The organism is Pseudocitrobacter sp. CD920760, assembly GCF_057782505.1.
In genome coordinates this window covers 2,612,292-2,635,082 of record NZ_CM173490.1, presented here as the reverse complement: position 1 = coordinate 2,635,082, position 22,791 = coordinate 2,612,292, and the positions used below count along the sequence as shown (strand labels likewise).

The following is a 22,791-nucleotide window of genomic DNA, read 5'->3' as shown; positions in this document are numbered from 1 at the left end:
CGAGTATGCCAATAAAAAACGGCTGCGTCCCCCTCTTTTACTTTTGCGCACTATGTGAGCTGATAATGCTTATCTGCAGTCAGTTTTGTTGGGATCACGGTTTCATCGTTCATTTGCAGTAGCTCTATCTCAATCGCGTTGCAGATAGCGTCCAGCGGCAAATCGTTATCTTCCATGCCAAACGGCTCTTCCAGCTCTTCCGCCAGCGTATCCAGCGCGATAAACGTGTACGAGATCAGCACCGACACAAACGGCGTCATATAATGCAAATCGACAACCAGCGCGAACGGCAGCATGATGCAAAACAGATAAACGGTGCGATGCAGGATCAGCGAATAGGCAAAAGGCACGGGCGTATTGGCGATACGCTCACACCCGGCCAGTACACCCGACATATCATTAAGCCGGTTATTCAGGCTGTGAAACAGAATGTCCGACAGTTTACCTTCACGGCGACGAACGGCCAGCCACTCTCCCATCATCAGAAGAATACGGTTTGCAGGTGTTTGAACGGCCAGCACCTGGGCCAGCTGGTTGTCATCAAGATAGTTTGCCAGCACCGCTTTCGCTGGCTGGCGACGTAATGACAGCCTCAGGCTGTGGACAAACGCGATTTGCAGCCGGGTGAACTCTGCAATATTGGGTTCGTCGTGAAGTGTATTTTTGACTTCCCGCAGCAAGGAGCGTGACGCAATCATCAACTGCCCCCACAGCAAACGCGCTTCGACATAACGGGCGTAGCAGGCGTTATTTCTGAAGCCGAGGAAGATAGCAATGGCGACACCAAGAATACTGAATGGCGCCACGGTGAGCTTGATACCCAGCGAGGTGTACCACGGCAAAATCGCGATCACCACAATGGAGAGCAGGAAATTGAGCAGCAAGCGAGAGTAAATCTTGGGGAGCACCGAGCCGTGCCAGACAAGAATGCGAGGCAGCCAGTGTTGATGAGGACGCGCGATCATAGAGTTATCGATTAAGTTAAAAACTTGTTTATTAAACGTGATTGCGGTCACATATTCAAGCGGTTTGCTAGGCTGTCGCGTATAATCAATCCCCTTTCATTCCTGCCAAAAATGACGACGCACGATGTTTCAGTGTGGATTACAGACAGATAAAATATGTATGTTGTAACTAATGGTGCTGAATAAAAAACCCGGCAATCGCCGGGTCTGGTTATCATGCATTAGCACAAAGGCTGAACGGCTTTACGCATTCCCTGAAGCAGAATCGCGTCGAGATCCAGTGACACCTGTTCGACAAGGCCGACAACCTGAGTCAGGTCCTGCTCCCAATGTTCACTCACAGAAAGCACGGCTTTCACCAAATCACTGGTGCTAATCAGCTGATCGCGATGCTGCGCCCACAGTTGCTGATAACGTTCAATCCAGTGCGCATCATCCTGTACCGGATACGTTTTACCGTTACGCTCTGCGCGATAGAACGCAATCAGGGCCGCCAGCGCGAAAGTTAAACGTGCAGGCAGTTTGCCAGTCGCCTTCTGCCCTGCCAGCAGTTGCGGCAGAATACGGGTACGGAATTTCGTCATCCCGTTCAGGGCGATAGAAAGCAGTTGATGCTTGATATACGGGTTACGGAAACGCCCCGTTACCGCGCTGGCAAAGGACTCCAGCTCATCGCGCGGTAAATCGAGCACCGGGATAATCTCGTCATAAATCGCTTTCTCAACGAATGCACAAATTTCTGCGTCATTCATCGCCTCGCCGACCGTATCGAGCCCTGCCTGGTAGGCAACCGGCACCAGAGCCGTGTGCGCCCCGTTCAGAATCGCGACTTTACGCTCTTTATACGGTTTGATGTCATCAACAATCAGCACGTTGAGCGACAGTTTGTCGAGATGCAGTTCGCTGGCGAGCGATTTCGGGCCCTGAATAACGAACAGGTAGAAGTGCTCTGCGGTATCGAGGAAGCCGTCTTTGTAACCCAGTTCCGCTTCAATAGCTGCCGCTTCATCGCGCGGATAACCAGTAACAATACGGTCAACCAGGGTGGAACAGAAGGTGTTGGACTCATTCAGCCAGGTCACGAACTCCACCGGCAGCGCCCACTCCTGCGCGTAACGCAGCACCAGTTCATGCAGCGCGTCACCGTTATAGTCAATCAATTCGCAAGGAATGATAACCCAGCCTTTATCTGCCGCACCGTTGAAATGCGTGTAGCGTTCAAACAGCAGACGGGTCAGTTTAGCCGGATAGCTTACGGCTGGCGCATCATCAAACTTATCGCCTGCATGGTAGCTGATACCCGCTTCGGTAGTGTTCGAGAAGACAAAACGCATATCCGGGTTGTGTGCCAGTTTCAGGAAAGCGTCGTAATCGGCATAAGCGCTGATTTCACGATTAACCGAACGAATCAGACGCGCATCGCTCACGGCTTCGCCCTGCTCATTCAGACCACGAATGATGGTCGTGTACAGGCCATCCTGCGTGCTGAGTGACGGCGGGAAATCACTGGCAATCGGGCGAACAATCACCACACCGGCATTCAGATCGGTGTGTTCGTTCAGCAGGTCGATCTGCCAGTCAACGAATGCGCGCAGGAAGTTACCTTCGCCAAACTGAATGATACGTTCAGGGTACTGCGCACCGGGGAAGTCCTGGCGGTTCAGAGTCTTCACAATCGTTTCCTTTTTAATTAGTCATACAACCTGGTGTAATTGGTGTAATTGGTGTAATAACTTACCAGATTTTTAGACAATGAAACCCTGTTTTGATCAAAATGTGAGGACTAATTCATAATTCAGAGGAATTTATAGAACACACTGGTCGCGGTTAATTCCCCTGCTGGCATCAGTGCATAACGCGGGATTTCACCCGCCTTTTGCCAGCCAGCACGCTGGTAGAACGTCTCCGCCCCGCTTCCCGTGGCGGTATCAAGCACGAGCACATTCTTGCCTGCATCACGAGCCATCGTTTCCAGATGCAACATCAACTGACTTGCTATACCAAAACGCCGGGCATCTTCATGAACCAGCAGTTTGGCAACATCCGCACGATGCGGCTGGTTCTCAGGCTGATCGATAATAAGCTGGACGGTACCGACAATTCGCTGCTGCGCATCTACCGCCGCAAGTAAGATACGCTCATTCGCCGCCACGCTCGCCGCTGTACGCTGCCAGAACGCCAGCGCTTTATCCCGGCTAAAAGGCAGCATAAAGCTCACCGACGCCCCACCTTCTACACAGTTAATCAGGATGTCGGTCAGATCGTTGAGATACAGCAGAATATCGTCACGCGATAGCGTGCGCAGGGTGACAGACGGGCTCATGAAACTCTCCTTCGTGAATTTCATGTCACTATCGCTGGCGGCGCGTAACGGCACAAGAGGTGCCGTCATCGCATTTACTTATGATTGCGGCTTATTCATTTGAATCACCAGCCAGTGGTGAATGACGCCGACAATATAGTGTTGCTGAGCATCATCAAGCGGCGTTCCCGCCGGAATATTGTGCCATTTTTCCAGGCAGCCACGACAGCAGGTTGCCGTGGCGTGCTGGGCGATAAACACCGGATGCCCACGCATTGGCGTTTGCTTGCCATCGTTTTTTGGCTGCGCCGGGGCGAGTCGGGAGGCGATAAAATCCGCCGCATGACTGTCGATAACGTCTGGCCCCTTGTCATAGCAATACTGCCGCTCTTTTACGCCGAGTTTAAAACGGCTGCGAAACGGCGAGCGCGCCAGACGTGTAAACAAATTATCGAGAGGAACCATTAGTACACTGAACGTCCAATCTTTTGCGTTAACTTTTCCAGAACCGCGACGCCCGCCAGTGAATTACCGGCTTCGTTCAGTTCCGGGCTCCAGACAGCAATCGCCATCTCGTGCGGCACGATCGCCACCACACCGCCACCCACGCCGGATTTTGCCGGCAACCCAACGCGCCAGGCAAATTCACCGGCATTCTGATACATGCCGCTGGTCGCCATAAGGGCGTTAACCTGCCGAGCTTGCATCGGCGAAATAATCGGATGGTGAATATGCGGTGCCCGGCCCTGATTCGCCAGGAACAAAAATGCCCGCGCCAGTTCGTTGCAGCTCATTTTCAGCGCGCAGTAATGAAAATAGTTTTGCAGCACCGTCGCCACATCATTATGGAAATTACCGAAGGATTTCATCAACCAGGCGATCGCCGCGTTACGCGCAGAGTGCTCAAACTCAGAACGAGCCACTACCGTGTCATAGGTAATATCCGCCACCCCGCACAGGGTGCGGATAATCTCCAGCATGCGCATGCGCGGTGCGCTCAATCGCCCCTGTAGCATATCGCACACAACCAGGGCGCCCGCATTAATGAACGGGTTACGCGGAATACCCTGCTCGATTTCCAGCTGTAACAGTGAATTAAAGGGCTGACCGGAGGGATCTTTCCCAACGCGCTGCCAGATTTCGTCTTCCGAATAGTGGTTCATCGCCACCACCAGACTGAGCACTTTCGAGATGGATTGAATGGAGAAACGTTCGTCGGCATCACCCGCCGAGAAGTGCTGGCCATCCACCGTGCTGATGGCAATCGCCAGCTTGTTGCCGCTCACCTGGGCCAGTGCCGGAATATAGTCCGCCACTTTACCTTGCCCAATCAGCGGCCTGACGTCGGCTAAAATCGACGCCAGCATGTCATTATCGATGACCGTAGTCACTTACTACTCCTTGCCCGCAGGCTATTTCCGGCCTGCAAGTATAACAGAGCATGATGGATGAAACATAAGAAAGCCGAGACTGATGACAAACGCGAAATTGCCTGATGCGCTACGCTTATCAGGCCTACAAGGATTCTGCAATATATTGAATTAGCACGATTTTGTAGGCCGGATAAGGCGTTTACGCCGCATCCGGCAAGAACAAAGCGCACTTTGTCAGCAATCTGAGCCCGCACGAAGCGGGCTGAGGAAAAATTGGGTGCGTTGTGGATATGCCTGACACACAAAGAGTGGCGGGGATCGCTCCCCGCCGGTGCTCTTACATGGTTCGGCACGCTGTGAAAACAGCAACCTCCGTTTGGCCAGTTCGGATGTGGACCTCACAGAGATCTTTTCTCATGACCAGCACCGCCACATTGGCGGAAACACAGATGATGACCAGGGCCAGTAACATCCCTTTGTACTGTTTCATCGCGCTCTTTTCCTTGACCTTACGGTCTGTAAGAGGCACTCTACATGTGCTGACATATAGGGGGCCTCGGGTTGATTGAAAAATCACTCGGGGCTTTTCTCTATCTGCCATCCTGCAAATGCCTGAGACAGATAGCCTCAAGCACCCACAACCATCTTACGCCGCGCCTTCCCTGTTTACGCGTTGATCAATAATCCTTTGTCGAGATTATCGACGGTCTTTCCACACCGTTTGTACGTTGCAGAACTCATGCAAACCAAAATGCGACAGTTCTCGACCAAATCCACTTTTCTTCACGCCGCCGAAAGCCACGCGCGCGTCACTGGCGCTGTAACCGTTGATAAATACCCCGCCGCATTCGAGCTGTTCGGCAAAGCGTTGCGCCTGCGCGTTATCGGCAGTAAAAACGGTCGCGGAAAGACCAAACTCACTGTCGTTTGCCAGTTCAAGAGCATGGTCGGCATCGCGCGCCACGGTAATTGCCGCGACCGGGCCGAACATCTCCTGACGAAATGCCGTCATCTCAGACGTGACGTTACCCAGTACAGTCGGCGCGTAGAAGTTACCGTTTCCGGCCATCTTTTCGCCGCCTAACAGCAGGATCGCGCCTTCAGCAAGCGTTGCCTGAACCTGTTGATGCAGTTCATCACGCAGGTCAAAGCGCGCCATTGGGCCTAAATAGTTTTGCTCATCCAGCGGATCGCCCATTTTCAGTTGCTCGGTTGCCGCGATAAATCGGCGCGTAAAGGCATCCGCGATCCCGGCTTCGACGATAAAGCGTTTCGCCGCAGCGCAAACTTGCCCGGTATTCTGATAACGCCCGATAACGGCCGCCTGCACCGCGATATCGAGATCCGCATCGTTCAGCACAATAAAGGGATCGGAGCCGCCCAGCTCAAGAACGCATTTTTTCAGTGCGGCACCAGCCTGAGCGCCAATCGCACGACCTGCACGTACGCTTCCCGTTACTGTCACAGCGGCGATACGTACGTCGTTAATCGCCTGCGTCACGCCATCATTGGTGGCATTCACCCAGCCGAAAACGCCCACAGGAAGTCCCGCTTCGTTGAAGATCTTGCCGATCAATTCGGCACTACCCATAACGTTAGGCGCGTGTTTTAACAGATAGCTATTCCCGGCCAGCAGAATCGGCACCGCGCCGCGCAGCACCTGCCACAGCGGGAAGTTCCACGGCATAATTGCCAGAATCGGCCCCAGGGGACGATATTCAATAACGGCTTTGTTATCCTCCACCAGCGTGGATTCGGTGTTCAGCATCGCCGGGCCATGCTCGGCATACCAGTCGCAAAGGCTGGCCGATTTCGTGACTTCTCCGCGAGCCTGAGCAATCGGTTTGCCCATTTCGCGTGACATCATTTGTGCCATCTCTTCGCCACGTTGACGCAGAACGCGGCCAACAGCACGTAATGCCTCTGCGCGCGCAGTGACGGATGTATTACGCCACTGGCGATAGCCAGCGTCGGCAAGGGCGATAGATTCATCGACCTGTGCGGTTGTCGCCCACGGCAACGCCGACAGTGTTTCGCCATTAGCCGGGTTGATGGAAATCGCGTGAGTTGCAGGTGAAGTCATTCTCTTCTCTCTTATCCGGTGATGTGATGCTGTCATTCTGGACGCTTGTTGTCTTTATGAAAACTGAATAATATTAAGCTCACCATTCACAAATTGAGAATACCATGGACCTGACGCAGCTTGAGATGTTCAACGCCGTCGCACAAACCGGCAGTATTACCCAGGCCGCGCAGGTTGTGCATCGCGTTCCCTCGAACCTCACCACCCGTATTCGCCAACTGGAAGCAGATCTGGGCGTTGAACTGTTTATCCGCGAGAGCCAGCGTCTGCGTCTTTCCCCCGCCGGGCACAGTTTTCTGCGCTACAGCCAGCAGATCCTCGCGCTGGTCGATGAAGCCCGTATGGTGGTCGCCGGAGATGAACCGCAGGGTTTATTTTCCCTTGGCGCGCTGGAAAGCACCGCCGCCGTTCGTATTCCGGAAACGCTGGCGCGTTATAACCAGCGGTACCCGAAAATTCAGTTTGATCTGGCGACCGGCCCTTCCGGAACCATGATCGACGGGGTTTTAGAAGGCTCGTTAAGTGCGGCCTTTGTTGACGGTCCGGTGATGCATCCAGGCCTGGAAGGCATGCCGGTTTATCAGGAAGAGATGATGATCGTCGCGGCGAATGGGCACCCTAAAATTACCCGCGCCAGCGACGTCAACGGCACGAGTATTTACGCTTTTCGGGCCAATTGCTCTTATCGTCGCCATTTCGAGAGCTGGTTTCAGGCGGATCACGCAACGCCCGGCAGAATTCATGAGATGGAGTCCTATCATGGAATGCTGGCCTGCGTGATAGCCGGTGCCGGTCTGGCGTTGATGCCGCGCAGTATGCTGGAAAGTATGCCCGGACATCATCAGGTCGAGGCCTGGCCGCTGGCAGAGAAATGGCGCTGGCTGACGACCTGGCTGGTCTGGCGACGTGGTGCGAAAAGCCGCCAGTTAGAGGCGTTTATTGAATTGCTGGATGAACCTCGAATACTTAAAGACTAACCTCAGGCAAAAAAAGCGTTCCTTTCAAATAAAGGGACGCTTTCCCGCCCATCAGTACCCGATTCCCTTGCCATTCGCAGCGTACATCGCCGCCGCGTGCGGAAACCTGACGCGCCAGCATTTGCGTTTTGCCCAGTTTTTCGCCCCAGTAGGGAATGAGCATAGTATGCGATGAGCCGGTTACCGGATCTTCCCATACCGCTTCACCCGGCGAGAAGAATCGGCTGACAAAATCATACGCGCCGTCGCCGCGTGCAGTAATCGCCACTTTGTGTTCTCCGGGGATCATGGCGCTAATATTGGGCGTTACCGCCTCAACCTGCTGACGACTCTCCAGTTCAATAACCCAGGCGCGGCCTTTACGTGCATTCAGATACTCCGTAATCCCCAGCGCGGCAAGCATCTCGGCAGGCGGTGTCGCGGGTTGCGTCTCGCCTACCGGAAAATCAAGCGTCAGCCATTCGCCATCGCGCGTGACCGTCAGTTGACCTGATGCGGTTTCAAAGCGAATTGTGCGTTCCGGGTAATGCAGTTGCTGAAAAATAACGTGCGCCGTGGCAAGCGTCGCGTGCCCACACAGGTTGACTTCCTGGCGGGTGGTAAACCAGCGCAGCTCAAAACCACTCGGTTGCTGGACCACAAATGCGGTTTCTGACTGATTATGCTGCTGGGCCATTTTCAGTAATAATGCATCGGGCAACCAGCTCTCAAGAACACACACCGCTGCGGCATTTCCTTCAAACGGACGCTCACTGAACGCATCCACCAGATAAATATCAATTTCCCGCATTGTGATCTCCTGTCGCTGTTCAATCGTTAAAATGACACAAATCTGCAGACTGCGGCAGTCTGATGAGAAAAAAATCATGGGCAATACCATTGATTGAATAGATACAAAATGAGATCTGAATCACAAAACGATTGTCATTCAACCAACAATGGCTTTAAGATCGCACGTCTCATCCTTTCCAAACTACCCCAGAAAATTCTATGACAACGAACACAGTCTCGCGCCACATCGCATGGCTTCGGGTGGTGACGCTCGCCATCGCGGCCTTCATCTTTAATACCACCGAGTTTGTGCCGGTGGGCCTGCTTTCCGATATCGCCGACAGTTTTGGGATGACGACGGCGCAGGTCGGTATCATGCTGACTATCTATGCATGGGTAGTCGCGCTGATGTCACTGCCGTTTATGCTGCTGACCAGCCAGATGGAACGCCGTAAGTTATTGATTGGCCTGTTTGTGCTGTTTATCGCCAGCCATATTCTCTCTTTCTTTGCCTGGAACTTTACCGTGCTGGTCGTCAGTCGTATCGGTATCGCGTTTGCCCATGCCGTGTTCTGGTCGATCACCGCGTCTCTGGCCATCCGCATGGCACCAGCCGGAAAACGGGCTCAGGCGCTGAGCCTGATTGCCACCGGTACCGCGCTGGCAATGGTTTTTGGCATTCCGATTGGCCGCATCGTAGGGCAATATTTTGGCTGGCGAACCACCTTCCTTGCCATTGGTATGGGTGCGCTGCTGACCATGGTGGCGCTGATTAAACTGCTGCCCAAACTGCCGAGCGAGCATTCGGGTTCTCTGAAAAGTCTGCCTGTGCTGTTCCGTCGCCCGGCGCTGGTCAGCATTTATCTGCTGACCGTGGTCGTGGTGACCGCCCATTACACCGCGTATAGCTATATCGAACCCTTTGTGCAAAACGTTGCCGAACTGAGTGGAAATTTCGCCACCATGTTGCTGCTGATCCTTGGCGGCGCGGGCATCATCGGCAGCATTCTGTTCGGGAAACTGGGTAATTTGCACGCTTCTGGCCTCATCACCAGCGCCATTGGTCTGCTGCTGGTTTGCCTGCTGCTGCTGCTGCCCGCCTCTCACCAGGCCAGCCACCTGGCGGTATTGAGCGTGTTCTGGGGAATTGCGATTATGATTATCGGCCTGGGAATGCAGGTGAAAGTGCTGTCGCTGGCGCCGGATGCCACCGACGTGGCGATGTCGCTGTTTTCCGGGATCTTTAATATTGGGATTGGCGCAGGTGCGTTACTTGGAAGTCAGATAAGCAGCCACATTTCAATGGCTTCAATCGGTTACGTCGGGGCGGTTCCAGCCGTTGCGGCGTTGATTTGGGCTGTAATAATATTCCGCCGCTGGCCTGCCGCGTCATTAGAAGAGCAGGCGCACCGCTCGTGATGGTTCTGGAGCCGGGGATAATCCCGGCTCCCTGCATTACGCGCCCGGCCAGGTGTTAATGATTTCCACCACGCCGTTAATAATAAACTGCACGCCCATACACACCAGTAGGAATCCCATCAGGCGCGAAATGGCTTCAATGCCGCCTTTCCCGACCCAACGCATAATCGCCCCGGAACTGCGCAGGCTGCCCCACAGAATAATCCCCACCAGCGCAAAAATAATGGGCGGCGAAATCAGTACCACCCATTCAGGAAAACTGACCCCGTGTTTAATCGTCGATGCAGAACTGATAATCATCGCGATGGTACCCGGCCCTGCTGTGCTCGGCATCGCCAGCGGCACAAACGCAATATTGGCGGTCGGCTCATCTTCCAGCTCTTCTGATTTGCTGGACGCTTCCGGTGATTCGTGGGCTTTCTGCTGCGGGAAAAGCATGCGGAAACCGATAAACGCGACGATCAATCCCCCGGCGATACGCAGTCCAGGTATAGAAATACCGAATGTATTCATCACCAGTTGGCCAGCATAGTAGGCGACCATCATAATGGCGAAGACATAAATAGACGCCATACGTGCCTGATGGTTACGTTCTGCCGCGTTCATATTTCCCGCTAATCCGAGAAAAAGCGCCACGGTTGTGAGCGGGTTTGCCAGCGGTAAAAGCACCACCAGACCAAGCCCGATTGCCTGAAAAAGTTCAATCATATGAGATACTAGCCTTCTCTGTTTTACGAATAAGTTCGCAGTCTACGCGATGCAGTATAGCGTTTTCGCAGCATCTCTTGCTATGTCACCCCGTTGTACAGAATTTCCTCTTAATTGTAGTTGGATATTCTCTGTTCAGCGTTTTAGCAAATCGTGGCATCCCTCAATCCATTCAGTTGACTTATGATTGCGTGAGAAATAATATCCACCGCAACTAAAGTACTTGCCAGGGCAACCATTGTGAACATCACAAGCGACCTCTTCAATGAAATCATCCCGCTTGGGCATTTGATTCACATGGTTAATCAGAAAAAAGATCGCTTACTCAACGAGCATCTATCGCCTGAAGACATTACTTCCTCACAGTTCAGGGTCCTCTGCTCTATCCGCTGCAAAGGCAGCATTACACCGGTAGAGCTGAAGAAAATCCTTTCGGTCGATCTGGGCGCGCTTACCAGAATGCTTGACCGATTGCTTTGCCGGGGCTGGATTGCCCGTTTGCCGAATCCGCATGACAAACGAGGCGTACTTATCCAGTTAACGCCAGAAGGCGCTGAAATTTGTGAGAAATGTCATCAGCTTGTTGGGCAGGACCTGCACCAGGAATTAACAAAAAACTTAACGGCAAACGAAGTTGCAACGCTTGAGCTTCTGTTAAAAAAGATTTTGCCGTAAACAGAAAGAGGTAAGACGATGTCCAGACGCAACACTGACGCTATCACCATTCATAGCATTTTGGACTGGATCGAAGATAACCTTGAATCGCCCCTGTCGCTGGAAAAAGTGTCAGAGCGCTCGGGTTACTCCAAATGGCACCTGCAACGGATGTTTAAAAAGGAAACCGGACACTCTTTAGGTCAGTACATTCGCACCCGCAAACTGACCGAGATTGCCCAGAAGTTAAAAGAGAGCAATGAGCCGATACTTTACCTGGCAGAACGCTACGGTTTTGAATCACAGCAGACGTTGACGCGAACCTTTAAAAACTATTTCGATGTGCCGCCGCACAAGTATCGCGTCACCAATATGCACGGAGAGTCTCGTTATCTCTTCCCGCTTAATCACTGTACTTATTAATCGCCTGCACAAGACGTATCGAGGAATACCATGAAACTGTTCGCCTCCGCTGCCTTCGCTATTATGGCGTTGGTTTCCAGCCAGAGTTATGCGGAGCAAACCCTGACACCTACGCAACACAACGCCCGAGACACCATGATTATGCCGTCGGCTAACCAACAGTCGCCGTTCGATTTTAATCATATGGATGCCGGTAGCGACAAATCAGACGAACTGGGTGTGCCGTACTACAACCAGCGTGGCCTCTGATTTGTGTCCGCCCCGCACATGCGGGGCGTTGCTTTATCCCCTCGCCGCCCGCATACCGGGTAGACGCAATCCGAAGACATTTATAAACAAGCCCGCCATAATCAGCACCGCCCCCAAAAGCTGTAATGCCGATAAGGTTTCATCGAGCAATAACGCCGCGCTTGCCAGCCCCACAACCGGAACCAACAACGACAACGGTGCCACGCGCCAGGTTTCATAACGCCCGAGTAATGTTCCCCAGATGCCATAGCCGATTATCGTCGCCACAAACGCCAGATAGACCAGCGACAAAATCGTGGTGAGATCGATAGCCAACAGGCTTTGCGCCATTAGCGACGGGCCGTCAAAAATAAGCGAACTGAGCATAAACGGAATAATCGGGATCAGCGCACTCCACACCACCAGCGACATCACCGCCGGTCTTGATTCATGCTGCATGATGCGTTTATTAAAGATATTGCCACAGGCCCAGCTTAGCGCCGCCGCCAGGGTGAGCATAAAACCTAACAAGCCAACATGCTGGCCATTCAGGCTCCCCTCAATCAGCACCAGTACACCAAATACCGCCAGAGAAATCCCGGCTACCTGCTTGCCCTGTAACCGTTCGCCAAACACAAACGCACCGAGAATGATGGTAAAGAACGCCTGCGCCTGCAGCACCAGTGAGGCCAGCCCGGCAGGCATACCAAATTTAATCGCGCAAAACAGAAAGGCAAACTGACCAAAGCTTATCGTCAGGCCATAACCCAACAACAGGTGAAGGGGAACTTTCGGCCTTGCCACAAAAAAGATGGCCGGAAACGCCACCAGTAAGAAGCGTAATCCCGCTAACAACAGTGGTGGCATATTGTGCAGGCCCACTTTGATCACCACAAAGTTGATGCCCCACGCCACCACCACCAGCAATGCCAGTAGCCCATCTTTACGTGTCATACCCTGCCTCAATTATTTATTAAAATTATGTAAACAGATTCAACATAACTAAAAATAGCAAGATCGAACAGATCATTATTTTTGGCAGGGTAAAATGTGCAGACGGCCTCTGTGCGCTGGTATACAAGTGCGCGTTGGCATGATATTTCTGAAAAGGCACATCACAACGAAAACATAACAAATCGTCAGGCAGAACAATGAATCCAACTTTACGGCGCTCCACCGGTGCGCTGCTGGCATCGTCGCTCCTGTTGACCATCGGGCGTGGCGCAACACTTCCTTTTATGACTATCTACCTCACGCGCAAGTATGCAATGACGGTCGATACCATCGGCTATGCCATGACCATCGCGCTGACCATCGGCGTCATCTTTAGCCTTGGCTTTGGCATCCTCGCGGATAAGTTTGACAAGAAACGCTACATGCTGCTGGCGATCGTTGCGTTTATCGCCGGGTTTGTTGCTATTCCGCTGGTGAATAGCGTCACCCTGGTGGTGCTGTTTTTTGCACTGATCAACTGCTCTTATTCGGTGTTCGCTACCGTCCTGAAAGCCTGGTTCTCCGACGCTCTGTCATCAACGGAAAAAGCGCGGATCTTCTCGCTCAACTACACCATTCTCAATATCGGCTGGACGGTCGGGCCACCGCTCGGCACGCTACTGGTGATGTACAGCATCAACCTGCCCTTCCTGCTGGCTGCCGTATGCGCAGCACTGCCGCTGGTGCTGATTCAACGCTACGTGCAACGGTTACTCGCCAGTGAAAGCGAACAAACGCCGGTAGCGTGGGACCCGTCTGTATTACTGCATGACAAAGCCTTGTTATGGTTCACGCTATCGGGCCTGCTTGCCTCCTTCGTAGGCGGGTCGTTTGCCTCGTGCCTGTCGCAATATGTTCTGGCGGTGGCAGACAGCACCTTCGCAGAGAAAGTGATCGCGGTGATCCTGCCGGTGAATGCCGCCATTGTCGTCTCACTCCAGTATGCGGTGGGCCGCCGACTCAGCACCAGAAACCTGCGCCCACTCATGACGCTGGGCACCGTTTGCTTTGTGCTGGGGCTGGTCGGCTTTATGTATTCCGACAACAATCTGATTTACTGGGGACTCGCGGCGGCGGTGTTTACGATTGGCGAGGTTATCTATGCACCCGGCGAATACATGTTGATTGATAACATCGCCCCGCCGGGCATGAAAGCCAGCTACTTCTCAGCACAGGCGCTGGGTTGGATGGGCGCGGCAATGAACCCCATGCTCACAGGGCAAATTCTCACGCACATGCCGCCCGCCTCGCTGTTCCTGATTTTAATCGCCGCGATCGTCGTCGCCTGGGCGTTGGTGCTGAAAGGCATGAACGCCAGCGGCAGGCGTAAAGCGCTCACCGCGCTGTAAGCGTCATCCTCAGCGCGCGGTTTCCGCGTGCTGAGGCGTGCAGGCAAACTCATATCCTTCATCCTGCCAACCTGTCATCCCGCCTATCATCAGTTTCACCGGACGCCCCAGTAACGCCAGTTTAAGCGCCGCCTGGTCAGCGCCGTTACAGTGCGGGCCCGCGCAATAGACCACAAACAACGTCTCCTGTGGCCACGCAGCCATCCGCTCTGCCGTCATCTGTCGATGAGGTAGATGAAGCGCGCCGGGAATATGCCGCTCAGCAAACATTTCCGGGCTGCCAACGGCATGCAAAAGCACAAAATCCACATCCTGATTACGCATGGCGGCGTGCACATCGGCACAGTCTGTTTCCATACTTAAGCGCTGGCGAAAATGACGTATCGCGTCTTCGGCCGGAGCCACGGCAAATTCACTTACATAACTCATAGTCACATCTCCTGGTCTGTGTTAACACTGTGTTGTCACCGCGTCTGCGGTATCCACTAACGCGAGTATAAACATGGCATTACCCCTTAAGCCGCCCGCATTTCTGACAGAAAACAGCCAGAATATGACAATCTTTGATTCTCCCCTGGTGGTCGTACTGGCTTACGATGGGCTCTGTACATTTGAATTTGGCGTGGCGGTCGAAATTTTTGGCCTTCCGCGTCCGGAGATGGGCGACAACTGGTATCGCTTTGCCGTCGCCGCCGTGGATGACGGCGAAATGCGCGCCCTCGGCGGCATTCGTTTGATGACGGATGGCGGTTTAGAATGCTTAAAGGATGCTGACACGATTGTGGTGCCGGGTTGGCGTGGCGTGGAAACGCCGGTTCCCGACGCGCTTTGTGAGGCGTTGCGTCAGGCTCATGCCCGTGGTTGCCGAATTATCTCTATTTGCTCCGGCGTTTTTGTACTGGCGGCGGCTGGCTTGCTGGACGGTAAAAAGGCCACAACCCACTGGCGTTATACTGAGAAGCTCCAGCAGCGTTATCCCGCTATCAGTGTGGTTGATGATGTGCTTTATCTGGAACAGGATAACGTCATGACATCAGCTGGCAGCGCCGCGGGGATAGATCTCTGTTTGCACGTCGTGCGACTCGATTTTGGCCTCGATGCCGCGAATGTTGTTGCGCGTCGTTTGGTAGTCCAGCCTCATCGTGATGGCACGCAAAAACAACAGATTGAGCGCCCGGTCGCGCGCGATCGCGAAAGCCTGCGGTTGGGCTCGCTGTTTGATTATCTGCACCAGAATATTGCTGAAAACCATACGGTGACCTCGCTGGCGCAGCGTATGGGTATGAGTGAACGTACGTTTTTACGCCGATTTCAGGAATCAACCGGAAAAACACCGGCCCGCTGGCTGTTAGACGAACGCCTTCGCCGGGCCCAGCATTATCTGGTGACGACGCGCATCAGTATGGAAAGCGTGGCTGAGCAAGCAGGGTTTGTAAATGGTAAGACTCTGCGTCGCCATTTCCAGCGGCATCTGGCAAGCAGCCCACTTGCCTGGCGGAAAAAATTCACGGCCAGCGGTGAATAATATTATTTCAGGCAAAAAAAACCGTCAGATAACTGACGGTAAAATGCTTGCATGGATAGATCTGTGTTTTTGGTTAGTACAGTCATTCGTAGACATCCGTGATAACGACGACTGTTGCTAAAATCATCCTAGCACTGGCTTCCTCAATGAAAGCTAAACGACAAATACGTCATTCAGCGTATTTGTTTTCCAGCCTTTTTTGCTTTTACAGCAGGCTGTGCGATCCGCCCACATTCTGCCGGACCGTGATTCCTGCAAGTTTTGATTTTCAGGCGTGTTTGACCAGGTGATTCCACGGCGAATTTTACGCATACTTTTTTTCATACTACCCTCCGGCAGATTGTCGAAATTTAATCCGTTAACTCAACAAGTTACAAAGCAATAGTAACAGCCTGAATGGCGAGTTACTTCAATAAATGCGCTTATTTGTAAAGACGGTGTGAGGAAATGCACGAATGCTAAAGACATAGATATCAACAGCAGACACCTACCGAATATGTCGGGTTGTCGTGAAATGCATCTTGCGTAAGATAGCCAGCGTTATCTTCCTTCAGGATTGATGACGAGAATGCATAATTCATTGTCAGATTTAGCCCGCCTTCCCCTGTGCGGGCTTTTTTTTTGTGTTACCATCACAAAAACAGACATCAAAAATAAAAAACATTTGATACACAGTCAGATAAATTATAATGCGGGTGAATAACACTACAGGGAGGTTGTCGTGTTTGAATCTCATTTAAATATTTTTATCAGGGCGGTGTTTGTTGAAAACATGGCGCTCAATTTCTTTTTGGGGATGTGCACGTTTCTGGCGATTTCTAAAAAGATCGATATCGCCTTTCGTCTTGGTCTTACGGTTACAGCCCTGCTTACCGTGGCGACGCCCATCAACAATCTGATTTATACCCATCTGCTGAGGGAGAACGCGCTAATTGAGGGGGTGGATCTGAGTTTTCTCGATTTCATCACCTTTATTGGCGTACTGGCGGCACTGGTGCAGATCCTGGAAATGGTGCTGGATCGCTTTCTGCCCGCCTTGCATCACACCCTGGGCGCATTCCTGCCGTTATTGACCATTCACTGTGCCATCTTTGGTGCGACCATTTTTATGGTGCAGCGTGAGTACACATTCGGCGAGTCCATCACTTACGGCGCCGGATGCGGCCTCGGCTGGATGCTGGCGCTGGTGGCTCTGGCGGGCATTCGCGAGAAGCTGAAATACGCCAATATGCCAAAAGGCCTGCGCGGGCTGGGCAGCGTGTTTATTACCGCCGGGTTGATGTCGCTGGGGTTTATGTCGTTTTCGGGGATATCGCTTTAGGCAAACTGCCCCCTCACCCTAACCCTCTCCCTGTACAGTCCGGGGACATAGTGAACACTTGTTCGGGGACATGGTAGACACTTACAACTAAGGCATAAGAACCCGTTTATGGAGTCGCTTATGCCCTGGGATGCGAGAGATACCATGTCATTACGTTCCGAGTTTGTTCTGTTCGCCTCGCAAGAGGGGGCGAACATCCGTTCCCTCTGCCGTCACTACGGCATTTCTCCCGCCACTGGCTACAAGTGGCTTCGCCGCTGGGCTGAGGAAGGCACATCCGGTCTTCTGGACCGTCCCCGAACGCCTCATTATTCTCCCAACCGCTCGCCCGACGACATCACTGACCTGCTGCGCATCGCCCATGCCCGTCATGAGCGCTGGGGCGCCCGCAAGATAAAGCGCTGGCTCGAAGACCAGGGACACCGTATGCCCGCCTTCAGCACCGTCCATAACCTGATGGCCCGTCACGGTCTGCTACCGGGCACGGCTCCGGGCATTCCGGCCACAGGGCGCTTCGAACATGACGCGCCGAACCGGCTCTGGCAGATGGATTTTAAGGGTCACTTCCCCTTCGGCGGGGGCCGCTGCCATCCGCTCACCCTGCTGGATGACCACTCCCGTTTCTCCCTGTGTCTGGCACCCTGCACCGATGAACGCCGTGAGACCGTGCAGCAGCAGCTGGTCAGCGTGTTTGAACGCTACGGGCTGCCAGACCGGATGACGATGGACAACGGCTCGCCGTGGGGCGACACCGGTACCTGGACGGCACTTGAGTTGTGGCTGATGCGCCAGGGCATCCGGGTGGGGCATTCCCGGCCATATCATCCGCAGACACAGGGCAAGCTGGAACGTTTTCACCGCAGCCTGAAGGCGGAAGTGCTGCAGGGTAAATGGTTCACAGACAGCGGTGAGCTGCAGCGTGCTTTCGACCACTGGCGTACGGTGTATAACCTTGAACGGCCCCATGAAGCACTGGGTATGGCCGTTCCGGCCTCGCGGTATCAGCCGTCTGTGCGGCAGTACAGCGACAGCATTACGCCACCGGAATATGATGAAGGGGTGATGGTGAGGAAGGTCGATATCAGCGGGAAGCTGAGCATAAAAGGTATCAGTCTGAAGGCAGGCAACGCGTTCAGGGGAGAGCGGGTCGGGCTGAAGGAGACGCAGGAGGATGGCTGCTATGAAGTGTGGTGGTACAGTACAAAAGTGGGGGTGATCGACCTGAAGAAAAAGTCGATCACCATGGGTAAAGGATGTTAAAAAGTGTTCACCATGTCCCCGAACACCTGTCTACCATGTCCCCGGACCGTACACTCCCCCAGGGAGAGGGTCGGGGTGAGGGGCCGTACTACTCACTCAACCCACGATTCTTCAGCATCGGCTCAATCAGCGGATCGTGCCCGCGCCAGTCGCGGTACAGCGCTTCTAAATCGCTACTATTACCGCGCGACAATATCGCCTGACGGAAGCGTTCACCGTTCTCGCGGCTTAAACCGCCCTGCTCTTCAAACCAAAGATAGCCGTCATCGGCCAGCATTTGTGTCCATAAATAGGCGTAATAGCCAGCGGCGTAACCTCCGCCAAAGATATGGGCAAAATAGCTGCTACGGTAACGTGGTGGTACCGCAGCGAGATGCAGATTTTCTTGCTGTAAGGCCTGCGCTTCAAACTGCGCCACGTTCTCCGGTATAGACTGCGCGGTCACCGTATGCCAGTTCATATCCAGCAACGCCGCGCTCAGCAGTTCCGTCATGTCATAGCCTTTATTGAACTTCGCGGCACGGAACATGCTGTCGCACAGGGCTTCCGGCATCGGCTCACCGGTTTGATGATGGCGGGCATAGTGGGCAAACACCTGTGGATGGCTGGCCCAGTGTTCGTTGATTTGTGACGGGAACTCGACAAAATCACGCGGCGTACTGGTACCGGAAAGTGTGGCGTAGCGCTGGCTGGCAAACAGACCGTGAAGCGCATGACCAAATTCGTGGAACAGGGTAATGACGTCATCCCAGGCGATCAGCGCACTGTTGCCGGCGGCCGGTTTTGGATAGTTACAAACGTTGTAAATCACCGGACGCGTATTGAGCAGCGTTGATTGCTGAACGAAGTTATCCATCCACGCCCCGCCGCTTTTACTGTCTCGCGCGAAGAAATCGCCGTAAAACAGCGCAATACCTTCACCATTTTCGGCGAAAATCTCCCAAACGCGTACATCCGGATGATAAACCGGAATATCGAAGCGTTCGACAAAGCGAATACCAAACAGCTGGCTGGCCGCCCAAAACACACCCTCAATCAGCACACGATCGAGTGCAAAATAGGGTTTGATCTGCGCTTCATCAATCGCGTATTTTTCGCGGCGAACCTGTTCAGCGTAATAGAGCCAGTCCCAGGCTTGCGCCGCAAACGGCGCAGGCTGAGAATCAATAACCTGCTGAATATCGGCCAGTTCTCGCTCGGCGCGCGCCCTGGCTGCGGGAGCGATTTCGCGCATAAAATGCAGCGCCGCATCCGGCGTTTTCGCCATCTGATCGGCCATACTCCAGCTGGCGTAATCCGCAAAACCTAACAATGCGGCCTGTTTTGCGCGAATGTCTACCAACTTTAATACCAGCTCGCGTGTGTCATTATCATCGCCCTTTTCCGTACGTGACCATGCGGCTTTAAACAGCTTTTCGCGCGTTTGCCTGTCGCGCAAAGACGCCAGAAACGGTTGTTGGGTCGTATTCAACAGGGGAAGCAACCAGCTGTTATGCAGCCCGCGATCCTGTGCCGCGACCGATGCAGCAGCTAACTCCTCCGCATTCAGGCCATCAAGCTGAATAGGTTCCTCGATGACCAGTCCCCCCGCTTTTGTGGCCGCCAGCAGGCGCTGATGAAACTGGCTACTGAGCGTGGCGGACTGCGTATTCAGCGCTTTTAACTGCGCTTTTTCATCCGCGCCCAGCGTGGCGCCCGCCAGAATAAAGCGCTGATAGATGACCTCAACAAGACGACGTGATTCCGCATCCAGAGACAATTCATCACGTGACTGCCAGACCGCTTCTACGCGGCTGAACAGCGCATCATTAAGATAGATATCGTTTGAAAGCTCAGCCAGCTCTGCCGAAAATTGCTCATCCAGACGCTGAATTTCATCGTTTGTATGTGCCGCAGCCATCGCAAAGAAAACGCTGGTCACGCGGGTCAGCAATTCGCCGCTTTTCTCCAGCGCAATGAACGTATTCTCAAAGTTTGCTGGTTCCGGGTTTTGTGCGATGTGGCCAATCTCTTCGCGTTTACGTTTCACGGCCTCGTTAAATGCCGGACGATAGTCGCTGTCACTGATCAAATTAAACGGGGGGGCTTGATACGGCAGCGTACTGGCGGCAAAGAATGGGTTGGTGGCCAACATGTTCGACTCCTTGAGATGACTTTCCCTTAGAGTAGGCAACCCCCGGAAAGACCGCAATCACTTCCCGCGATGGAAAAGAGCGTGCTATCGTAATAACACACAAAAAGCGTTGAGGAACAGAGAGATGATCATACTGGTTACCGGGGCAACGGCAGGTTTTGGTGAAAGCATTACGCGTCGTTTTGTCGCCAATGGGCACAAAGTGATTGCCACAGGACGCCGCCAGGAGCGCCTGCAGGTGTTAAAAGAGGAACTTGGCGATAGCGTGTTAACTGTGCAACTGGACGTGCGCAACCGTGCCGCAATCGAAGAAGCGCTCAGCCAGTTGCCCGCTGAGTGGCAGGCGATTGATGTTCTGGTGAACAACGCCGGGCTGGCACTGGGCATGGAGCCGGCGCACAAAGCCAGCGTAGAAGACTGGGAAAACATGATCGACACCAACAACAAAGGCCTGGTGTACATGACCCGCGCCGTGTTGCCGGGAATGGTTGAGCGCAATCGCGGCCATATTATCAACATTGGTTCCACCGCCGGAAGCTGGCCATATGCAGGCGGTAACGTCTATGGCGCAACCAAGGCGTTCGTGCGTCAGTTCAGCCTGAATTTACGCACCGATCTGCACGGCACTGCCGTTCGCGTAACCGATATCGAACCGGGCCTGGTCGGCGGTACCGAGTTCTCCAATGTGCGTTTCAAAGGTGACGATGCGAAAGCAGGTAAAACCTATGAAAACACGAATGCACTGACGCCAGAAGATGTGACCGAAGCGGTTTGGTGGGTGGCGACGCTACCAAAACATGTCAACATCAACACTGTTGAAATGATGCCGGTTAGCCAGACTTACGCAGGCCTGAGCGTTCACCGTCAAAATTGATGTTTTTAGCCCTACCCGACGCCCGTCGGGTATGGGCTCAGCAGCAAAAAAAGCGTAAAATAGAGGCCAAAATCAGCGAATAAGAATGAGTCAATGGCCGCCGAAACACAACTGAACCCAACACAGCCCGTCAACCAGCAAATTTATCGCATTTTACGCCGCGATATCGTGCATTGTTTGATTCCCCCGGGAACGCCGCTTTCTGAAAAAGAGGTGTCGATGCGCTTTGACGTTTCACGCCAGCCTGTTCGCGAAGCGTTTATTAAGCTGGCGGAAAATGGCCTGATTCAAATTCGCCCTCAGCGCGGTAGCTATGTGAATAAAATTTCACTGTCGCAGGTGCGTAACGGCTGTTTTGTACGTCAGGCAATTGAGTGTGCGGTGGCGCGTCGGGCGGCGACCATGATCACCGATAAACAGCTCTATCAGCTGGAACAAAATCTTCACCAGCAGCGAATTGCCATCGACCGGCTCCAGCACAATGATTTCTTCCAGCTTGATGATGAATTTCACCAGTTGCTGTCGATGATTGCCGACTGTCAGCTGGCATGGGATACCATCGAGAATATTAAAGCGGCGATCGACCGCGTTCGCTATATGAGCCTCGACCACGTTTCTTCCCCGGATATGCTGCTGGCGCAGCACCACGATATATTTGATGCACTGGAAAAACGCGATCCGGATTTAGTGGAAAAAGCGATGACGCAGCATTTGCAGGAAATTAGTGAATCTGTGCAGTTAATTCGGCAGGAAAAACTCGACTGGTTTAGCGAGGAGTAACAGAAAGCCTTCACACAGGGGTGAAGGCTTTTATGTTGTTCAGGACTCTCTGACGACCATGGTCGGTATCGCGGCATGACGCAGAATCGACTCGGCATTGGAACCCAGCAAGTGGGTTGTACCGCCGGGGCTGCGAGAGCCGATAACGATGGCGTCGTAACCTTCCGTTTTGCTCATCGCGATAATCTCATCACGAATATTGCCAAACCGGACTTCGGTACGCAGCCTCGAAGCGGGAATATCCAGCATCTTCATCAGACGCTTCATTTTTATTTCCGACTCGTTCGACATAAACGCATTAAATTTTTTGATATCAGAGGCAAATCCGCGTAATAACGAACGACTGCTGTTGGGCAGTACATTAACCAACGTGATCTCCCCCTCTTCACCCACCAACCAGGCCGCGTGGCGCAATGCTTTGTCACTCAAATCCATTTCAAATACATCTACAGGCATCAATATTTTTTTGTACATAGCCCAATCTCCTTATTCCAGAGGAACTTTATTGCAGCAAGGTAACAATGCCATATTTAAACTAAACGAATCCACAATGATTTCTGCGTTAAACTATTTACCTTTGCAAAGGTTCGTCCATTACTTCAGCTACTCTTAACTAACCTGTAGATATGTATAGGCCCACCCTTTCCCTAAA

25 protein-coding genes are annotated in these 22,791 nt (G+C 53.1%); 11 read left to right on the top strand and 14 right to left on the bottom strand.

Annotated features, from left to right (window positions below):
* Positions 1–50: 50 nt before the first annotated feature.
* The 7 genes from AC1MKH_RS12450 to sad all read right to left on the bottom strand — a co-directional run bounded on the left by AC1MKH_RS12450 (position 51) and on the right by sad (position 6,723).
* A complete protein-coding gene (locus AC1MKH_RS12450) occupies positions 51–965 on the bottom strand; it encodes a bestrophin family protein (protein WP_276224120.1) in 915 nt (304 codons plus the stop codon).
* A gap of 221 nt (positions 966–1,186) precedes the next feature.
* Positions 1,187–2,638: a tagaturonate reductase gene (locus AC1MKH_RS12445; protein ID WP_276224116.1), complete on the bottom strand. Its 1,452-nt coding sequence runs from the start codon at positions 2,636–2,638 to the stop codon at positions 1,187–1,189.
* 122 nt (positions 2,639–2,760) lie between these two features.
* Positions 2,761–3,288 (bottom strand): GNAT family N-acetyltransferase, encoded by a 528-nt coding sequence (locus AC1MKH_RS12440; RefSeq protein ID WP_276224114.1) that lies wholly within the window; start codon positions 3,286–3,288, stop codon positions 2,761–2,763.
* Between the two features lie 78 nt (positions 3,289–3,366).
* Entirely contained in the window at positions 3,367–3,732 is a 366-nt protein-coding gene (locus AC1MKH_RS12435) for a DUF4186 domain-containing protein (protein WP_276224112.1), read from the bottom strand.
* Positions 3,732–4,634 (bottom strand): glutaminase B, encoded by a 903-nt coding sequence (glsB, locus tag AC1MKH_RS12430; RefSeq protein ID WP_488452167.1) that lies wholly within the window; start codon positions 4,632–4,634, stop codon positions 3,732–3,734. The genes AC1MKH_RS12435 and glsB overlap by 1 nt, the downstream gene beginning before the upstream one ends.
* A 343-nt stretch (positions 4,635–4,977) precedes the next feature.
* A complete protein-coding gene (locus tag AC1MKH_RS12425) occupies positions 4,978–5,130 on the bottom strand; it encodes a Hok/Gef family protein (RefSeq protein WP_253897738.1) in 153 nt (50 codons plus the stop codon).
* 207 nt (positions 5,131–5,337) lie between these two features.
* A complete protein-coding gene (sad, locus tag AC1MKH_RS12420) occupies positions 5,338–6,723 on the bottom strand; it encodes a succinate-semialdehyde dehydrogenase (RefSeq protein ID WP_276224107.1) in 1,386 nt (461 codons plus the stop codon).
* Between the two features lie 104 nt (positions 6,724–6,827).
* On the opposite strand from sad, the gene ptrR reads away from it, so the two are divergent.
* Complete coding sequence (gene ptrR / locus AC1MKH_RS12415) at positions 6,828–7,700, top strand: putrescine utilization regulator PtrR (RefSeq protein ID WP_276224105.1); 873 nt, start codon at positions 6,828–6,830, stop codon at positions 7,698–7,700.
* Here ptrR and AC1MKH_RS12410 read toward each other — a convergent pair.
* A complete protein-coding gene (locus tag AC1MKH_RS12410; RefSeq protein ID WP_276224103.1) occupies positions 7,690–8,490 on the bottom strand; it encodes a PhzF family phenazine biosynthesis protein in 801 nt (266 codons plus the stop codon). The two genes, ptrR and AC1MKH_RS12410, sit on opposite strands and share 11 nt — an antisense overlap.
* 200 nt (positions 8,491–8,690) lie before the next feature.
* Here AC1MKH_RS12410 and AC1MKH_RS12405 point away from each other — a divergent pair, with 200 nt between their 5' ends.
* Positions 8,691–9,890, top strand: coding sequence for a sugar transporter (locus AC1MKH_RS12405; protein ID WP_276224101.1), 1,200 nt, complete (start codon positions 8,691–8,693; stop codon positions 9,888–9,890).
* A gap of 36 nt (positions 9,891–9,926) precedes the next feature.
* On the opposite strand, the gene AC1MKH_RS12400 is transcribed toward AC1MKH_RS12405, so the two are convergent.
* Positions 9,927–10,598 carry a MarC family NAAT transporter gene (locus tag AC1MKH_RS12400; RefSeq protein ID WP_276224099.1) on the bottom strand — a complete coding sequence of 224 codons (672 nt, stop codon included), beginning with the start codon at positions 10,596–10,598 and terminating at the stop codon, positions 9,927–9,929.
* A gap of 240 nt (positions 10,599–10,838) precedes the next feature.
* On the opposite strand from AC1MKH_RS12400, the gene marR reads away from it, so the two are divergent.
* The 3 genes from marR to marB are packed head-to-tail and all read left to right on the top strand — an operon-like array spanning position 10,839 to position 11,924.
* Positions 10,839–11,273: a multiple antibiotic resistance transcriptional regulator MarR gene (gene marR / locus AC1MKH_RS12395; protein WP_149463491.1), complete on the top strand. Its 435-nt coding sequence runs from the start codon at positions 10,839–10,841 to the stop codon at positions 11,271–11,273.
* An 18-nt stretch (positions 11,274–11,291) separates the two neighbouring features.
* Positions 11,292–11,675, top strand: a complete 384-nt coding sequence (gene marA / locus AC1MKH_RS12390) for an MDR efflux pump AcrAB transcriptional activator MarA (RefSeq protein ID WP_108474241.1) — start codon at positions 11,292–11,294, stop codon at positions 11,673–11,675.
* Between the two features lie 30 nt (positions 11,676–11,705).
* Positions 11,706–11,924: a multiple antibiotic resistance protein MarB gene (gene marB / locus AC1MKH_RS12385; protein ID WP_015964436.1), complete on the top strand. Its 219-nt coding sequence runs from the start codon at positions 11,706–11,708 to the stop codon at positions 11,922–11,924.
* Between the two features lie 33 nt (positions 11,925–11,957).
* On the opposite strand, the gene eamA is transcribed toward marB, so the two are convergent.
* Complete coding sequence (gene eamA, locus AC1MKH_RS12380; protein WP_276224095.1) at positions 11,958–12,857, bottom strand: O-acetylserine/cysteine exporter; 900 nt, start codon at positions 12,855–12,857, stop codon at positions 11,958–11,960.
* Positions 12,858–13,054: 197 nt separating this feature from the next.
* On the opposite strand from eamA, the gene ydeE reads away from it, so the two are divergent.
* Positions 13,055–14,245 (top strand): efflux MFS transporter YdeE, encoded by a 1,191-nt coding sequence (ydeE, locus tag AC1MKH_RS12375; protein ID WP_327622011.1) that lies wholly within the window; start codon positions 13,055–13,057, stop codon positions 14,243–14,245.
* A 9-nt stretch (positions 14,246–14,254) separates the two neighbouring features.
* On the opposite strand, the gene AC1MKH_RS12370 is transcribed toward ydeE, so the two are convergent.
* Positions 14,255–14,674: a rhodanese-like domain-containing protein gene (locus AC1MKH_RS12370; protein WP_276224090.1), complete on the bottom strand. Its 420-nt coding sequence runs from the start codon at positions 14,672–14,674 to the stop codon at positions 14,255–14,257.
* A gap of 103 nt (positions 14,675–14,777) precedes the next feature.
* Between AC1MKH_RS12370 and ftrA the strand changes: the two genes are divergently transcribed.
* Positions 14,778–15,770 (top strand): transcriptional regulator FtrA, encoded by a 993-nt coding sequence (ftrA, locus tag AC1MKH_RS12365; RefSeq protein WP_442961952.1) that lies wholly within the window; start codon positions 14,778–14,780, stop codon positions 15,768–15,770.
* 153 nt (positions 15,771–15,923) lie between these two features.
* On the opposite strand, the gene AC1MKH_RS12360 is transcribed toward ftrA, so the two are convergent.
* Positions 15,924–16,094 (bottom strand): hypothetical protein, encoded by a 171-nt coding sequence (locus AC1MKH_RS12360; protein WP_015964441.1) that lies wholly within the window; start codon positions 16,092–16,094, stop codon positions 15,924–15,926.
* A gap of 448 nt (positions 16,095–16,542) precedes the next feature.
* On the opposite strand from AC1MKH_RS12360, the gene nqrE reads away from it, so the two are divergent.
* Positions 16,543–17,091, top strand: a complete 549-nt coding sequence (nqrE, locus tag AC1MKH_RS12355; protein WP_488452166.1) for an NADH:ubiquinone reductase (Na(+)-transporting) subunit E — start codon at positions 16,543–16,545, stop codon at positions 17,089–17,091.
* A 120-nt stretch (positions 17,092–17,211) separates the two neighbouring features.
* Positions 17,212–18,351: an IS481 family transposase gene (locus tag AC1MKH_RS12350; protein ID WP_442961959.1), complete on the top strand. Its 1,140-nt coding sequence runs from the start codon at positions 17,212–17,214 to the stop codon at positions 18,349–18,351.
* 88 nt (positions 18,352–18,439) lie between these two features.
* Here AC1MKH_RS12350 and dcp read toward each other — a convergent pair whose 3' ends face one another.
* Positions 18,440–20,485, bottom strand: a complete 2,046-nt coding sequence (gene dcp / locus AC1MKH_RS12345) for a peptidyl-dipeptidase Dcp (protein WP_276224085.1) — start codon at positions 20,483–20,485, stop codon at positions 18,440–18,442.
* Positions 20,486–20,609: 124 nt separating this feature from the next.
* On the opposite strand from dcp, the gene ydfG reads away from it, so the two are divergent.
* Complete coding sequence (gene ydfG, locus AC1MKH_RS12340) at positions 20,610–21,359, top strand: bifunctional NADP-dependent 3-hydroxy acid dehydrogenase/3-hydroxypropionate dehydrogenase YdfG (protein WP_276224082.1); 750 nt, start codon at positions 20,610–20,612, stop codon at positions 21,357–21,359.
* Positions 21,360–21,452: 93 nt separating this feature from the next.
* A complete protein-coding gene (locus AC1MKH_RS12335) occupies positions 21,453–22,139 on the top strand; it encodes a GntR family transcriptional regulator (protein WP_276224080.1) in 687 nt (228 codons plus the stop codon).
* A gap of 39 nt (positions 22,140–22,178) precedes the next feature.
* On the opposite strand, the gene AC1MKH_RS12330 is transcribed toward AC1MKH_RS12335, so the two are convergent.
* A complete protein-coding gene (locus AC1MKH_RS12330; RefSeq protein ID WP_327622016.1) occupies positions 22,179–22,613 on the bottom strand; it encodes a universal stress protein in 435 nt (144 codons plus the stop codon).
* Between the last annotated feature and the right edge of the window lie 178 nt (positions 22,614–22,791).

Excerpts from the sequence above, each read along its gene's own strand:
- AC1MKH_RS12425 (WP_253897738.1), bottom strand. The coding sequence starts at position 5,130 with ATGAAACAGTACAAAGGGATGTTACTGGCCCTGGTCATCATCTGTGTT.
- AC1MKH_RS12410 (WP_276224103.1), bottom strand. The coding sequence starts at position 8,490 with ATGCGGGAAATTGATATTTATCTGGTGGATGCGTTCAGTGAGCGTCCG.
- nqrE (WP_488452166.1), top strand. The coding sequence starts at position 16,543 with ATGGCGCTCAATTTCTTTTTGGGGATGTGCACGTTTCTGGCGATTTCT.
- sad (WP_276224107.1), bottom strand. The coding sequence starts at position 6,723 with ATGACTTCACCTGCAACTCACGCGATTTCCATCAACCCGGCTAATGGC.
- marB (WP_015964436.1), top strand. The coding sequence starts at position 11,706 with ATGAAACTGTTCGCCTCCGCTGCCTTCGCTATTATGGCGTTGGTTTCC.
- AC1MKH_RS12450 (WP_276224120.1), bottom strand. The coding sequence starts at position 965 with ATGATCGCGCGTCCTCATCAACACTGGCTGCCTCGCATTCTTGTCTGG.
- ydeE (WP_327622011.1), top strand. The coding sequence starts at position 13,055 with ATGAATCCAACTTTACGGCGCTCCACCGGTGCGCTGCTGGCATCGTCG.
- AC1MKH_RS12360 (WP_015964441.1), bottom strand. The coding sequence starts at position 16,094 with ATGAAAAAAAGTATGCGTAAAATTCGCCGTGGAATCACCTGGTCAAAC.
- ydfG (WP_276224082.1), top strand. The coding sequence starts at position 20,610 with ATGATCATACTGGTTACCGGGGCAACGGCAGGTTTTGGTGAAAGCATT.
- eamA (WP_276224095.1), bottom strand. The coding sequence starts at position 12,857 with ATGACACGTAAAGATGGGCTACTGGCATTGCTGGTGGTGGTGGCGTGG.
- AC1MKH_RS12335 (WP_276224080.1), top strand. The coding sequence starts at position 21,453 with ATGGCCGCCGAAACACAACTGAACCCAACACAGCCCGTCAACCAGCAA.
- dcp (WP_276224085.1), bottom strand. The coding sequence starts at position 20,485 with ATGTTGGCCACCAACCCATTCTTTGCCGCCAGTACGCTGCCGTATCAA.
- ptrR (WP_276224105.1), top strand. The coding sequence starts at position 6,828 with ATGGACCTGACGCAGCTTGAGATGTTCAACGCCGTCGCACAAACCGGC.
- AC1MKH_RS12330 (WP_327622016.1), bottom strand. The coding sequence starts at position 22,613 with ATGTACAAAAAAATATTGATGCCTGTAGATGTATTTGAAATGGATTTG.
- AC1MKH_RS12370 (WP_276224090.1), bottom strand. The coding sequence starts at position 14,674 with ATGAGTTATGTAAGTGAATTTGCCGTGGCTCCGGCCGAAGACGCGATA.
- glsB (WP_488452167.1), bottom strand. The coding sequence starts at position 4,634 with ATGCTGGCGTCGATTTTAGCCGACGTCAGGCCGCTGATTGGGCAAGGT.
- AC1MKH_RS12350 (WP_442961959.1), top strand. The coding sequence starts at position 17,212 with ATGCCCTGGGATGCGAGAGATACCATGTCATTACGTTCCGAGTTTGTT.
- AC1MKH_RS12440 (WP_276224114.1), bottom strand. The coding sequence starts at position 3,288 with ATGAGCCCGTCTGTCACCCTGCGCACGCTATCGCGTGACGATATTCTG.
- marA (WP_108474241.1), top strand. The coding sequence starts at position 11,292 with ATGTCCAGACGCAACACTGACGCTATCACCATTCATAGCATTTTGGAC.
- AC1MKH_RS12400 (WP_276224099.1), bottom strand. The coding sequence starts at position 10,598 with ATGATTGAACTTTTTCAGGCAATCGGGCTTGGTCTGGTGGTGCTTTTA.
- AC1MKH_RS12435 (WP_276224112.1), bottom strand. The coding sequence starts at position 3,732 with ATGGTTCCTCTCGATAATTTGTTTACACGTCTGGCGCGCTCGCCGTTT.
- AC1MKH_RS12405 (WP_276224101.1), top strand. The coding sequence starts at position 8,691 with ATGACAACGAACACAGTCTCGCGCCACATCGCATGGCTTCGGGTGGTG.